Source organism: Natronococcus sp. (genome assembly GCF_047921035.1).
Taxonomy (GTDB): Archaea; Halobacteriota; Halobacteria; order Halobacteriales; family Natrialbaceae; genus Natronococcus.
This window is the reverse complement of the sequence record NZ_JBLRWX010000098.1, coordinates 1-12,203: the sequence shown is the minus strand read 5'-3', so window position 1 is coordinate 12,203 and position 12,203 is coordinate 1. Positions and strand designations below refer to the sequence as shown.

Here is a 12,203-nt window from a genome sequence, read left to right as displayed (position 1 = left end):
TCATCGTTCGCTTTCCGAGGTGCTCGCAAGCTCGCACCTCGCTACGTTCGGACGGTCGACAGCGCGCGCCACCGCAGAAGGAAGGGTCAGACCGAGCTGATACATCGTCCGCCTGTACGGAACAGGTGTTTCACGCGACACTCTAAGCGAAGATTCCGTGCTGCGATGCGCCGTTAACGTACGGTATCCCACTCGAGCCCGTACTCCCCGACCACATCCTCGGTAATCGACGCGAACCGGTCGAACGCCATCGTCGGGGGGAGGGGGTGGCGGGCGTCGATCTCTTCGGGGAGGTCGTCGTGGTACCGGACCTGGGTCTCGACGTCGTAGGGGAACTCGGTCTCGTCGACGCCGACGAACCCGTGTTCATCGCGGGCTCGGGAGAGCACGTCGCGCCACTCTGCGATCGAGGCCAGCCCCGCCGACTCCATCCCGTGGGAGAACAGCGTCGAGCGGATCTCGTCGTAGGGGTCGGCGTTCTCGAGGTAGTCCTCGAGGTACTCGACGTCCGAGCGGGTGTTGAACGCGGTCCAGTAGGGGACCGACCCCGTCCGCAGCGTCCACCAGGGTTCGACCAGCGCGAACGACTGGACGAGCAGCCGGTCGACCGAGCGGTCGCGGGCCTCGTAGCGCTCGCGGTAGCGGTCGGCGACGAACGGGCTCAGCTCCCGCGGGTCGTCGAACGCGAGCCGTCGGAGGTCGTACCCTCGTTCGTCCGCGATCCGCTCGAGGTCCTCGCGCAGGGCGGGATCGAACCCCCACTCGGCCTCCGGCGCTCGTCGGTCGGGTTCGGGAACGTCCCACTCGCGCTGGCCGGCGCCCTGCAGGCGGAGGAACTCCGCGACCTGCTCGCTGCCCTCGTAGTACTCCTCGGGCGCCAGCCCGCCACAGCCCCCCAGCTGGAAGGTGTGACGGTCGCCGACGTCGACGACCGGCCAGTCGTACTCGCACTCGAGGGAGATGACGGTGCCGCCGGGCTCGAGGACGGTGTCGAGAAACTCCTCGTAGGCCTCCCCCAGGATCCGGGACTTGACCCGGAAGTAGGCCAGCTTGCGAACCATCAGCCGATCCTGATTGGGGTCGTGCATCTGGGCCAGCGAGACGTCGGGGTTGGCCTCGAGGAACTCGGGCGCGTGCTCGGCGCCCCACTCGATATCCGCCCGGATCTCGTCGGCGCCCATCGAGCGCCGGATCGGCAGGAGGAACGTCTGGGGCAGAAACGGCACCCCGAGCAGGGCCGCGAGGTGAACGGCCGCGCCGTTGCTCGAGCCGACGACGACGGCGGGGTACCCCCGTTCGGGGTACTGGTCGACGACCCACTCCCGGAAGCGCTCGACGTCGATCTCGCCGAGGTCGTCGGGGTCGATCCCCTCGTTGGCCCCGCCCGTGGTGTAGATCTTCGCGCGGGTCTCCCTGGAGAGGCCGTTGACCCGCTTTGCGAGCGGTGTTAGTTTCGGGTGGATCATCCCCAGCCGCGGGAACGGCTCGCCGCGCAGGGAGCTGGCGGCCGCCCGGACGAACACCGTCGTCGAGTCGAAGTTCGGCAGCCCGTAGGGGGTCGACTCCTCGTCGGCGAACAGCCGCGAGAGCCTCATCGATCGCCCACCTCGAGTCGGCGGTCCGATTCGATCGTCCGGTTCGACGTCGCGATCGGCCGTCGCCCGTCGTCGGTCATCGTCGCGTGTAGTACCACGGATCGGCGGATAGTACTGTGGCCGGCAGGATCGCCCCTCGCGGGACTGCGGCGGTCCGAACCGGCGTTGCGAGGGGGCTCGAGCGAACGTTGATAGCAGTCCTCAACCGGGGAACGTTTCCGGCAACTCAACGCTTACTCGGCGACCGCGAGAACCGCGACCGTGTTCGTCGTTCCGTTCTCGCTCGCCGATCGTCGACTCTGGCGGGTCTGGAAGCGCGTGTTCGGCCTCTCCTGGCCCGTGATGGCCGAGCAGGTGCTGCGGACGCTGATGCGGACGACCGACCTGATCGTCGCGGGCCTGTTCTCGCCGGCGGCGGTCGCGGCGGTCGGCCTCGCGGACATCTACGCCCGCTTCCCGCTTCGGTTCGGCATCGGCATCGGCGACGGCGCGATCGCCCTCTCGAGTCAGGACACGAGCGCCGACGCCACCGCCAATCGGGACGAAGCGGTCTCGCAAGCGCTGTTACTCGGCCTGCTCGGGGGAATCCCGTTCGTCATCTTCGGGCTGTTGCTCAACGAGTACGCCATCTCGGTGCTGGGCGCGCTCACCGAGGAGGGGGCGATGGACGCGGTCGTCGAGTACGGCAGCGTCTACCTGATGGTGATCATGATTTCGGCGCCCGCGATCCACGTCAACTTCATCGCGGCCCGCTCGATCCAGGGCACCGGCGACACGAAGACGCCGATGTACGTCAACGGCGTCGTCAACGCGCTCAACATCCTCGCGACGATCGGGCTGGCGTTCGGGCTCGGTCCGCTCCCCGAGCTGGGCGTCATCGGCATCGCCGTCGCGACCGCAGCCGCGGACACGCTCGGCGCGACCGCCTTCCTCGCGATCCTCGCCACCCCGCGCAGCGGGATTCGGTACGTCGTTCCCCGACAGCTCGTCATCACGAAGCAGTTGCTCCTGATCAGCTGGCCCCGGATCGCCGAGGGGGTCACGGAGATGTTCGCCGAGTTCCCGTTCAACGCGATCTTGCTGGCGTTCGGCACCGAGGTCAACGCCGCCTACCACATCGGCCGCCGGATGTACCAGCAGGTCGCCTCGCCGCTCGCGAGAGGGTACGGCGTCGCCGCGAACGTCATGGTCGGTCAGTCGCTTGGCCGAGGCGAGGGGGCGACCGCCTACTACAACGGGCTGGCCGCGACGGCCCTGAGCACGCTCACCGTCGGCGGGCTCTGCGCCCTGCTGTTTACGTTCGCCGAGGAGTTCGTCCTCGTGTTCACGCGCGACCCGGCGACGGTCGGCTACGCGGTCGGCTTCGCGCAGGCCTACGCCGTCACCGCGCTGTTGATCGCGGCCTACATCACGCTGGCTGGGTCGCTACGGGGCGGCAGCGAGACCGTCGTCCCCTTCGTCTCGCGGGTTATCGGCACCTTCGTCTTCCTGCTCGGCTTTACCTACGTCGTCGGCGTCGAACTCGGCTACGGCGTCGTTGCCGCCTACGCCGCCGTCGTCCTCGACTTCGCGTTCCGGGTCGTCTACCTCGGCGTCGTCTTCTACCGGCGCCGCTGGGTCGAACGGGGCACCTCGATGATGCGCGAACGGGGCAGCTTCTCCGATCAGTCCACGGACGACTAACGCTGCCGCCGGCTCGAGCGGTGGGGCCACGGAACATACTTTACCGTCAGCGAGAAACGAACGCTCATGACGGATGGAGAGTTCGAGGGCTACGGGGGGAGATACGTTCCGGAACCGCTTCGCGAACCGCTCGAGCAGCTCGCGACCGCCTACGACGAGGTCGCCGGAACCGACGAGTTCCGGGCCGACCTTCGGGACCACCTCGAGAGCTTCGCAGGGCGACCGACCCCGCTGTACCACGCGCGCAACCTGAGCGAGCGCTACGGCGCCGAGATCTACCTCAAGCGCGAGGACCTGCTCCACGGGGGCGCCCACAAGATCAACAACGTGCTCGGGCAGGCGCTGCTCGCGAAGCGATCCGGCCGCGAGCGGCTGATCGCCGAGACGGGCGCGGGCCAACACGGCGTCGCGACGGCGATGGCCGGCGCGCTGCTCGACCTCGAGACGGAGATCTACATGGGCGAGAAGGACGTCGCCCGTCAGGAGATGAACGTCTTCCGGATGCGCCTGATGGGCGCCGAAGTCAACGAGGTTTCGCGGGGCGATGCGGGGCTGGCCGACGCCGTCGACGCCGCCCTCGAGGACTTCGCCGAGAACGTCTCGGACACCCACTACCTCGTGGGCAGCGTCGTCGGCCCGGATCCGTTCCCGCGGATGGTCCGGGACTTCCAGTCGGTTATCGGTCGGGAGGCTCGCGAGCAGTTCCACGAGCGAACGGGCGACCTCCCCGACGCCGCGGTCGCCTGCGTCGGCGGCGGCTCGAACGCGATCGGCCTTTTCCACGCGTTCCGCGACGATCCCGTCGAGTTCTACGGCGCCGAGGGCGGCGGCGAGGGCAGCGACTCGAGCCGCCACGCGGCCCCGCTCTCCCGGGGAACCGACGACACCCTCCACGGAATGAAGACCCGCGTGATCGACGACGACGTCGAGGTTCACTCGGTCTCGGCCGGGCTCGACTACCCCGGCGTCGGCCCCGAACACGCCATGTTCCGGGCCGTCGGTCGCTGCGAGTACACCGGCGTCACCGACGACGCGGCGCTGGCGGCGTTCCGGGAACTCAGCGAGACCGAGGGGATCATTCCGGCGCTGGAGTCGAGCCACGCCGTGGCTCGAGCGATCGAACTCGCCGAGGACGGCGCTCACGAGACGATCCTGGTCAATCTCTCGGGACGGGGCGACAAGGACATGGAGACGGCGGCCGAGAAGTTCGATCTCTAACGTTCAGAGCCGGTTCCCGATGAGCGCGCCGAGCGGGCCGAACACGGCGGGATAGGCGATTCCGACGAGCCCGATCACCGAAAACGGCGTCGGCCCGGCGGAGACGCCGCTCGTGCCGACCGTCAGAACGATCCCGCCCAGCAGCGCGGCCGGCAGATAACCGAGCACGACGGCGAGCCCGTGGGTCGCGGCGGTCGTCGTCGGCAGCGTCGGTCCGCCGGCTCGGACGGCGACCCCGGCAAGCACCAGCAGCGATGGGGGGATCGCCAGCAACAGGACGCTCGCGCCGGTCATCACCGAGACGAGGTTGATCGTCTCGCCGCCGAACAGCTCCGGGACGGTGCTCTCCGAGAAGTGGGTGCTGTAGAACAGCCAGCCGACCAGTCGCCAGTCCTCCCCGCCCGTCGTCGCACCGATGAGCTGTGCGAGCGTGGAGGATCGGACCGCCGAGACGGCGAGCGCGTAGACGAGCAGGTAGCCGGCCAGCCAGGCGCAGACGCCGCTGGCGACGCCGCGAGCGACCGGAAATGGAGCTGTACTCGCCATCGAAACATCGAAGTCGGTTCTCGAGCGTTACACCACGGAGGTGACGATCGTGATCGCCGCGAACGCGAAGACGACGGCCATCAGCGCCGCGTCGCCTTTCGTTCCGTAGCCGCCGACGGTGTCTTTGGTCGTGGCGACCAGCGCGATCAGGCAGCCGACCAGCGCCAGCAACACGACGGCCGCGTACACGAGGTAGATCGACGAAAGCATATCTCGGTACAATCGGGCCGCCGTCCTAAACGTTTGGGACCGCAGTCGGCGCCGATCGAACGATTATAATGCGCTCGCTCGCTAGCGGGGAGCATGCGGATGGAACTGCGGGTGTGCAAACACTGCTACAACGGCGAGCACGGCAACCCCCAGAAGACCGCGGTGACGGAGGATATGGTCGCCTGCGCCGAGCAGATCCGGGAGTACAAGGACCTCATCGGCATCGACTCGCTGTACATCTCGATGGTCGAGGAGGGCGACCGGGGCGGCGCAGAGGCCCTGACCGTCTACGTCGCCAACATCGAGAACGACCAGATCCAGATGAACGACACCCAGCTGGTGATGGAGGACGACGACGGCAACGTGCTCGTCTACCCCGAGCCCAACGACATCCTCGAGGTGCTCACCCGAAACATCGATCAGATCGCGACTCAGACCCGACAGGAGGTCGGTGTCGAACTCTCGCCGGACAGCGAGCAGATCCTCTCCTGAACGCGATCCCGTTCGTTCGCCAAACACTCCCTCACGCCGGATAGTGGCCGTATCTGACTTTTTTGCATCGCTCGATTAAGGGTTATCTTTTAACCCAGATGCTCACAACAGTAGCAGTATGACGGCGGAAAGACAGGAGCGAGAACGAGTGGCAGCGATCTGTGAGAACTGCGAGACGGTCCACGCCGCACACGTCGGTCCGAACGACGAGATCCATCCGATCGGAAGCGGGGAGTGTCAGTGCGGCGACGGCGCGCTCCGGGTCATCGAGGACAGTCCGGAGGGGTTCGAGAACGCGGACTCCTGATACGGATTGCTGTAACGATTTACCGGCGCAACCGCCGTACGGGTCGCGGTTGCGCCGGTAATGACTTACAGGAAACCGTATGAGACGGTGGCGGAAGCTTCCTCTCGACGCCGTCGAAGCGAATCGAGCGAAGAAATTCGTCGGGACGCTCGAGCGCGTTACTCCCGCGAGCCGCCGTCGGTCGCGACGCCGTCTCGCTCGGCCCGGGCCTGCTGTTGGCGCTGTTTCAGGTACCGCACGCGCAGGATGTTGCCGTACATCGAGAGCGCGAGCCCGATGAACAGCACGAGCATGCCGATGTTGATCGCGATCGTCCGGAAGATGTTCCCCTCCGCGTAGACGAGGGTGTCCGGAATCGGGTAGCCGCCGTAGCTCATGCTGCCGGCGAGCACGCCGGCGACCCCGATGATGACCATCGCGCCCATGAGGTTCGTCGCCCACTTCCAGGTCGGCTTGAGCCGCAGCCGTTCGATCCCGGTGGTCTCGTACTCGTCGGGATCGCCGTGGAAGTTCGGAGTGTCCTTCTTCGGCAGGAACGCCTTCATCTCGACCGGGTAGAAGGCCGGATGACAGACGTGCTCGAAGGTGTGGAACATCACGCCCATCAGCATGATGACCCCGAGCAGCCCGTGGAAGGCGACGAATCCCATCACGACCGACTGGGAGTTGTAGAACTCCATCAGCCAGGACTTCTGCCAGATCAGCAGGCCAGAGATCATCAGCAGGATGAGCTCGACGGTGAAGATGGCGATCACGCCCTTCCCGACGTACGACAGCAGCGGGACCTCGTCGGCCTTGTAGCCCGCGAACTGCTTGGCGTGGGGGTGGCGCTCGTCGGCGTAGCCGAGCGCGAACTTGACGTCCTGGACGAAGGCCATCATGTCGGCTTTCAGATCCGGCAGCACCTCGCCCAGGTTCGACCGACTCGAGGTGCGAAGTAGCATGTACAGCACCCAGAAGACGGTCAGGATCATCAGCGCGAAGCCGGCGACCCGGTGGATCGCGAGCACCCACTCGTTGCCGCCCATCAGCTCGACGAGCCACCACAGCTCCGCGTTGAACGCGATGGCGTAGCCCGTAAAGAACAGGAAGAACACCGTCAGCGCCAGCAGCGAGTGGAACGTGGTCGTCACTCGAGAGAACTTCCCGTGGTCGAGATTCGTCACGCGCGATCACCTCCGCTCGAGGCGGCGGTCTCCTCGCCCGACCCGTCGGCGGCGACCTCCCGGTCGCCCCCGGGAGGCTGCATGCGATCCGCGAGCCGCCGGAACGCGGCCCAGTGGATCACGACCATCACGATGATAAAGACGCCCATGATCACGTCGGCGAAGTGGATCAGGGTGATCATCGCGTTGAGCACCGGTTCCGTGTTGCCGGCGACCCACTCCGAGCCGACGCCGCCGCCCGCGACGGTCGGTCGGACCCGCAGCATCGTCTGGTAGAACGGCCCCTGGAAGAGCCAGACCGAGCCGACCGCGACGACGACGCTCGTGATGCCGGCGATCCAGAACGCCGCCGTATCCGAGAGGCCGGCGTTCTCGTCGGCCGACGCGTCGTCGCGTGTATCGGTCGTCTCGCCGGCGGTGCCGGCGTGTGTGTCGCCCTCGCTCATGACTCGAAGAGGTCGGCGTCCTCGCCGAAGATGATCTGCATCGACTCCTCGTTGAAGAAGGAGCCGCTGTCACGCTTGTCGAGTTCGTCGGCGATGTCGCCGGGGGAGCCGACGAGCAGGGCGTTGGTCGCACACTCGTCGACGCAGGCCGGCGCCATCCCGACCTCCTGGCGCTCCTTACAGCCGGTACACTTGTCCATCGTGCCGCCGGTGCCGACGATGTCGGCCGAGCCGTCGCCGCTCTCGGGGAACTGCGGCGCGCCGAACGGACAGCCCGACAAGCAGTACTGACAGCCGACACAGAGGTCCTCCTCGAGGTCGACGAAGCCGTCGTCGCTCTTCTGGAGGGCGTCGGTCGGACAGACCGAGACGCAGGGGGCCTCCGCGCAGTGGTAACACTGCATCGGAAGGTTCGTCTCGCCGGGGTTGACCCCGTCCTCGAGGGCCCGGGTCTGGTGGCCGTTGTAGCCGTCTTCGGCCTCGCGGCCCTCGAGCATCTTCACGACGTCGATCCGCTCGCGCTGCGGTTCGACGTCCCAGGTGCGTTTGCACGCGACGACGCAGGCGCCGCAGTCGATACACGCCTCGACGTCGGGAAAGAGGCGCATCCCCTCTCCGACGCCCATCGTCCCGTCGCCGATCCGATTCTGTTGTGGTTCGTTCGTTGACATTGTCTGTTAGTCGTCTGCGAGCATGTCGTGCTCCCGTACGTCGAACTGCTTCTGGAGTCCGAGTCCCGCCTCGTCCTGCGGGAAGTTGATGAACTCCATGTCGTACTCCTCGATCCGTTCGGGCGTGGCCGGCAGCACCCGGACCATCCCGACCTTCGTCTCCTGCATCTGGGTCTCGGCGTCGAAGCCGCTGGCGGTGATCACGTTCGCCGAGTCGCCGATCGCGATCGGTTCGGTGCCGTCGGGCCACTTGTCGCTCTGGTTCTTGCCGCCGAGGACGCCGCCCCAGTGGTACGGCAGGAAGATCTCGTTGGGGTGGGGTTCGGCCGTCTCGGTCCGGTAGTCGACCTTCGCCTTCACGAGGATCGCGCTCTTGTCGTCGGCGGCGGGTTCGACGATGACCATGTCCTCGCCACCGGTGACGCCCAGGTCCTCGGCCATGTCGGGGTGGATCTCGGCGTACATGTGGGGCTGGACGTCGGCCGTCAGCGTGTTGTTCCGCGTCTCGGAGCCGCCACCCTGGTGTTCGACCTGCCGGCCGGAGGTCATGATGACGTCGAACCCTTCCTCGTGGACCCGCTGGGTCGCTTCCTGCTGGGTCGCGGCGTTGTTCTGGTCGAGCCGGAAGACGTTCTGCTGGAAGCCGTTGGCGGGCCACTCCTCGGTGATCTCGAGGTGTGGACTCTGGATCGGCTCCCGGTGGACCGGGACGGTGTCGAGGAAGTTCCAGGCGACCGCGCGGGCCTTCCCGCGACCCGTCGGCGGATCCGGCTGTTCGTTGTCGAACTGCTCCCAGAACTCCAGGTCGAGGTCGTGGTCGTACTCCTCCTCGAGGGCCTGGGCGGCGTCGTAGGCCGACTGGTCCTCGCTCAGGGCGTACTCGACGGGCAGGGACATCTCGCTGGGGTTGGAGACGTCGTCGGGCAGGGTCGTCGTGTAGTGGGGGTACTGCGGAACGCCCTCGACCTCGCCGTCCCACCAGTCGGGCTCGTAGGGCTCGCGCAGCAGGTCGAGGCCGTCCTCGCCGTGTTCCTCGTACGTTTCGGCGAGGGGATACTCCTGATCGACGTCCATCTCCTCCCACTCCTCGGGGGTCGGCGCCTCGATCCCCCAGTTAGTGCGGAAGTCGTGGCCGCCCTCGCGGGGGTCCATATCGTCGCGCCAGATGATCGGCGTCCCGGTGTGACCCTCGCCCCAGTAGGGCCAGGGCAACGACCAGTACTCGCCGTCGACGGGCGTCCCCGGCGCGTCGGCGCGGGTGTCCTCGGTGCTGAAGAGCTCGTCGTGCTCCCGGTGTTGCTGGAGCTTCTCCGGGGACTGCTGGTAGCCGATCGAGCGGGCGCCGAGGTTGATCTCGCGGAGCGTGTCCTCGTAGGTGCTCTTGCCGTTGTAGATACCGTCGCCGGAGCCCCAGTTGAAGTGCTCGCCGAAGCCGAGCGCGTCGGCGAGTTCCTGAATGATCTGGAGGTCGGGCTTGGAGTTGTGGGCCGGCGGACCGGCCGGTTCGCTCCACTGGACCGCGCGGTGGGAGTTCGTCAGCGACCGGTAGTGTTCGTACTGGCTCGAGGCGGGTAACAACAGGACGTCGGCGTCGTCGGGCAGCGTCCCGGCGACGGAGGGGAAGACGTCGACGACGACCAGCAGCTCGAGGGCCTCCATCGCCCGCTTCATCTTCTCCATCTCGCTGATGGAGTTCGCCGAGTGGCCCCAGAAGAACACCATCTTCAGCGGATCGGGCTGGTAGAGGTTCGACTCGTGGAGCCGATCCTCCTGCTGGAGCGCCGCCTCGTACCAGCGGGCGACGGTCAGCCCGGGCTGGAACATCATCGACCGAGTGTTGACGTCCTCGGGTCGGTGGGAGTCCTGCTGGTCCTCGCCGAGTTCGTCCTGAACCTCGTGGTCGACCTCGGCGGGCGGGATCGTCTCCTCCTCCTCGCCGAGTTCCTCCCAGAGGTCCTCCGGCATCGCGTCGAACCGGTCGTACAGCTCGTCGAAGTCCGTGCTGCCGTCGGTCCAGGGACTCTCGGTCCAGACGTTCGCCCAGTGGGTCCACGATCCAGCGGAGGTGACCGAGTAGTAGCCGGGCAGGTACTCGGCGTCGACGCCGAGGTCCGTCGCGCCCTGGACGTTCGCGTGGCCGCGCATGACCTGCAGGCCGCCGCCGCTGCGGGCGGCGCTGCCCGAAGCCAGACTCAGGAGCGCATACGAACGGATGTTCTGCGTTCCGTTGTTGTGCTGGGTACCACCCATCGCCCACTCGATCTGGACGTTGGGCTTGTTCTCGATGATCATGTCGCCGATCTCCTCGAGATCCTCGGGATCGATCCAGGTGAGTTCGGCAACCGTCTCGAGGTCGTACTGTTCGAGTTCCTCGTAGGCGTCCTCCCAGCCCTGGACGCGGTCGTCGAGCATCTCCTCCTCGAGTTCGCCCTGCTGGTCGAGGTAGTTGACCAGCCCCATCATGATCGCGACGTCCGTGCCGGGTCGCATACGATAGAAGTAGTCGGCGTGAGAGGACGTCTTCGTGTATCGGGGGTCGATCGAGACGATGGTGCCGCCGCGGGCCTGGCCCTCGAGGATGTGTTGCATCGCCACCGGGTGGGCCTCGGCGGGGTTTTGCCCGATGATGATGTTGAGATCGAAGTTGCGGTAGTCGTTGATCGTGTTCGTCATCGCGCCGAACCCCCAGGTGTTCGCGAGGCCGGCGACGGTCGGGGAGTGACAGATCCGGGCCTGGTGGTCGACGTTGTTCGTACCCATGAAGGCCCCGAGCTTGCGGAACGCGTACGCCTCCTCGTTGGCGTGGTGGGCGCTGCCGAGCATCATGACGCTGTCGGGGCTGTACTCCTCGAGAATCTCCTCGTGTTTCTCGGCGATGAGTTCGTAGGCCTGGCTCCAGGAGACCTTGCGCCACTCGCCGTCGACCTTCCGCAGCGGCTGTTTGAGCCGCCGATCGGAGTGTTCGGTCTCGAGGATACCGGCACCCTTCGAACAGAGCGAGCCGTTGTTGATCGGGTTCTCCTTCCAGGCCTCCATTCCGACGAAGGAGTCGCCGTCCTTGACGGCCTTGAACCCGCAACCGACCGAACAGTAGTTACAGATGACCTTCGCGGTTTCGGCGTCGTCGTGGACGCCCTCGGGCTCGTCGTCGTCCTGGCTCATGACGTGGCCCGTCGCGCCGCTGCCGAGGATCGTCGCCCCGGCGAGCGCGGACGCCTTCATGAACGACCGCCGGTCGAGGTCGAGCGTTACTGGTTCAGCACTCATGTTGTCCCCACGGTTGGTGAGAGATCGTAGTACATATCCGATACATCCACAGTACCCGCACGAACCGTCTTGTCGTTCATAAACGTTGTGCAAGGACAGATTGGTAGTTGAATTTTTTACACAAACCCGTAACCATTTTCGCTAGCTCCGATCGGCGATACGATGGTCTGCTACCATCTGTTCCGACTAACACGAAACATCTTTGCAGATCGGGCAAGGACAAAGCCGTCAATGAACACTGGGGCCTTCGTCTGCTCGTGTGCCGGGACCTGCGACATCGACCTCGAGGCCGCACGGGAGGGGATCGACGACGTCGACGTCGCCGCCAGCTCGCGGCTGCTCTGCGGGGACGGGCTCGCGGGAATGGAACACGTCATCGAAGAGCACGAACTCGATCAGCTCATCGTGACCTGTCCGGAGGCGAGCGCCCAGGAGCGAATCAACGAGGCGGCGACCGAACAGGGACTGCACCCCGACGCCGTCGAGTTCGTCGACCAGCGCGAGAGCGCCGGCTGGGTCCACGACGAGCCCGAGGCGACCGCGAAGACCGCCCGACTGGTCAACGCGGCGAAGGCGGGCATCGAGGAGGAGGCGGTCCACCG

Annotated in this window: 11 protein-coding genes and 1 pseudogene; 5 read left to right on the top strand and 7 right to left on the bottom strand. The window is 66.4% G+C overall.

Annotation, left to right across the window (positions count from 1 at the left end):
• Positions 1-173: 173 nt before the first annotated feature.
• Positions 174-1,595, bottom strand: coding sequence for a hypothetical protein (locus ACNA7R_RS16475; protein WP_416284628.1), 1,422 nt, complete (start codon positions 1,593-1,595; stop codon positions 174-176).
• A gap of 261 nt (positions 1,596-1,856) precedes the next feature.
• Here ACNA7R_RS16475 and ACNA7R_RS16470 point away from each other — a divergent pair, with 261 nt between their 5' ends.
• Both ACNA7R_RS16470 and trpB read left to right on the top strand, forming a co-directional pair.
• Positions 1,857-3,278 carry an MATE family efflux transporter gene (locus tag ACNA7R_RS16470; protein WP_416284627.1) on the top strand — a complete coding sequence of 474 codons (1,422 nt, stop codon included), beginning with the start codon at positions 1,857-1,859 and terminating at the stop codon, positions 3,276-3,278.
• A gap of 66 nt (positions 3,279-3,344) precedes the next feature.
• Entirely contained in the window at positions 3,345-4,496 is a 1,152-nt protein-coding gene (gene trpB, locus ACNA7R_RS16465) for a tryptophan synthase subunit beta (RefSeq protein WP_416284626.1), read from the top strand.
• A 3-nt stretch (positions 4,497-4,499) separates the two neighbouring features.
• Here trpB and ACNA7R_RS16460 read toward each other — a convergent pair whose 3' ends face one another.
• The gene (locus ACNA7R_RS16460) at positions 4,500-5,042 is read right to left on the bottom strand and encodes a hypothetical protein (protein ID WP_416284625.1); all 543 of its coding nucleotides are present in this window, start codon (positions 5,040-5,042) and stop codon (positions 4,500-4,502) included.
• 27 nt (positions 5,043-5,069) lie between these two features.
• Entirely contained in the window at positions 5,070-5,252 is a 183-nt protein-coding gene (locus ACNA7R_RS16455) for a hypothetical protein (RefSeq protein WP_416284624.1), read from the bottom strand.
• A gap of 93 nt (positions 5,253-5,345) precedes the next feature.
• On the opposite strand from ACNA7R_RS16455, the gene ACNA7R_RS16450 reads away from it, so the two are divergent.
• Together ACNA7R_RS16450 and ACNA7R_RS16445 are read left to right on the top strand one after the other, a co-directional pair.
• Positions 5,346-5,744 (top strand): hypothetical protein, encoded by a 399-nt coding sequence (locus ACNA7R_RS16450; protein ID WP_416284623.1) that lies wholly within the window; start codon positions 5,346-5,348, stop codon positions 5,742-5,744.
• A 118-nt stretch (positions 5,745-5,862) separates the two neighbouring features.
• Complete coding sequence (locus tag ACNA7R_RS16445; protein WP_416284622.1) at positions 5,863-6,051, top strand: hypothetical protein; 189 nt, start codon at positions 5,863-5,865, stop codon at positions 6,049-6,051.
• Between the two features lie 158 nt (positions 6,052-6,209).
• Here the strand turns inward: ACNA7R_RS16445 and ACNA7R_RS16440 are convergent, their stop codons facing one another.
• The 4 genes from ACNA7R_RS16440 to ACNA7R_RS16425 are packed head-to-tail and all read right to left on the bottom strand — an operon-like array spanning position 6,210 to position 11,601.
• A complete protein-coding gene (locus ACNA7R_RS16440; protein ID WP_416284621.1) occupies positions 6,210-7,217 on the bottom strand; it encodes a cytochrome b/b6 domain-containing protein in 1,008 nt (335 codons plus the stop codon).
• A complete protein-coding gene (locus ACNA7R_RS16435) occupies positions 7,214-7,663 on the bottom strand; it encodes a hypothetical protein (RefSeq protein ID WP_416284620.1) in 450 nt (149 codons plus the stop codon). Before ACNA7R_RS16435 ends, ACNA7R_RS16440 begins: the two co-directional genes overlap by 4 nt.
• Complete coding sequence (locus ACNA7R_RS16430) at positions 7,660-8,334, bottom strand: 4Fe-4S dicluster domain-containing protein (protein WP_416284619.1); 675 nt, start codon at positions 8,332-8,334, stop codon at positions 7,660-7,662. The genes ACNA7R_RS16435 and ACNA7R_RS16430 overlap by 4 nt, the downstream gene beginning before the upstream one ends.
• Before the next feature lie 6 nt (positions 8,335-8,340).
• A complete protein-coding gene (locus ACNA7R_RS16425) occupies positions 8,341-11,601 on the bottom strand; it encodes a molybdopterin oxidoreductase family protein (protein WP_416284618.1) in 3,261 nt (1,086 codons plus the stop codon).
• Between the two features lie 231 nt (positions 11,602-11,832).
• Here ACNA7R_RS16425 and ACNA7R_RS16420 point away from each other — a divergent pair.
• Positions 11,833-12,203, top strand: a pseudogene (locus tag ACNA7R_RS16420) (ferridoxin); the annotation flags it as partial.

What these genes read in the sequence shown, in the direction of transcription:
- ACNA7R_RS16475 (WP_416284628.1), bottom strand. Translation starts at nt 1,595, where the DNA reads ATGAGGCTCTCGCGGCTGTTCGCCGACGAGGAGTCGACCCCCTACGGG.
- trpB (WP_416284626.1), top strand. Translation starts at nt 3,345, where the DNA reads ATGACGGATGGAGAGTTCGAGGGCTACGGGGGGAGATACGTTCCGGAA.
- ACNA7R_RS16460 (WP_416284625.1), bottom strand. Translation starts at nt 5,042, where the DNA reads ATGGCGAGTACAGCTCCATTTCCGGTCGCTCGCGGCGTCGCCAGCGGC.
- ACNA7R_RS16455 (WP_416284624.1), bottom strand. Translation starts at nt 5,252, where the DNA reads ATGCTTTCGTCGATCTACCTCGTGTACGCGGCCGTCGTGTTGCTGGCG.
- ACNA7R_RS16450 (WP_416284623.1), top strand. Translation starts at nt 5,346, where the DNA reads ATGCGGATGGAACTGCGGGTGTGCAAACACTGCTACAACGGCGAGCAC.
- ACNA7R_RS16445 (WP_416284622.1), top strand. Translation starts at nt 5,863, where the DNA reads ATGACGGCGGAAAGACAGGAGCGAGAACGAGTGGCAGCGATCTGTGAG.
- ACNA7R_RS16435 (WP_416284620.1), bottom strand. Translation starts at nt 7,663, where the DNA reads ATGAGCGAGGGCGACACACACGCCGGCACCGCCGGCGAGACGACCGAT.
- ACNA7R_RS16430 (WP_416284619.1), bottom strand. Translation starts at nt 8,334, where the DNA reads ATGTCAACGAACGAACCACAACAGAATCGGATCGGCGACGGGACGATG.
- ACNA7R_RS16425 (WP_416284618.1), bottom strand. Translation starts at nt 11,601, where the DNA reads ATGAGTGCTGAACCAGTAACGCTCGACCTCGACCGGCGGTCGTTCATG.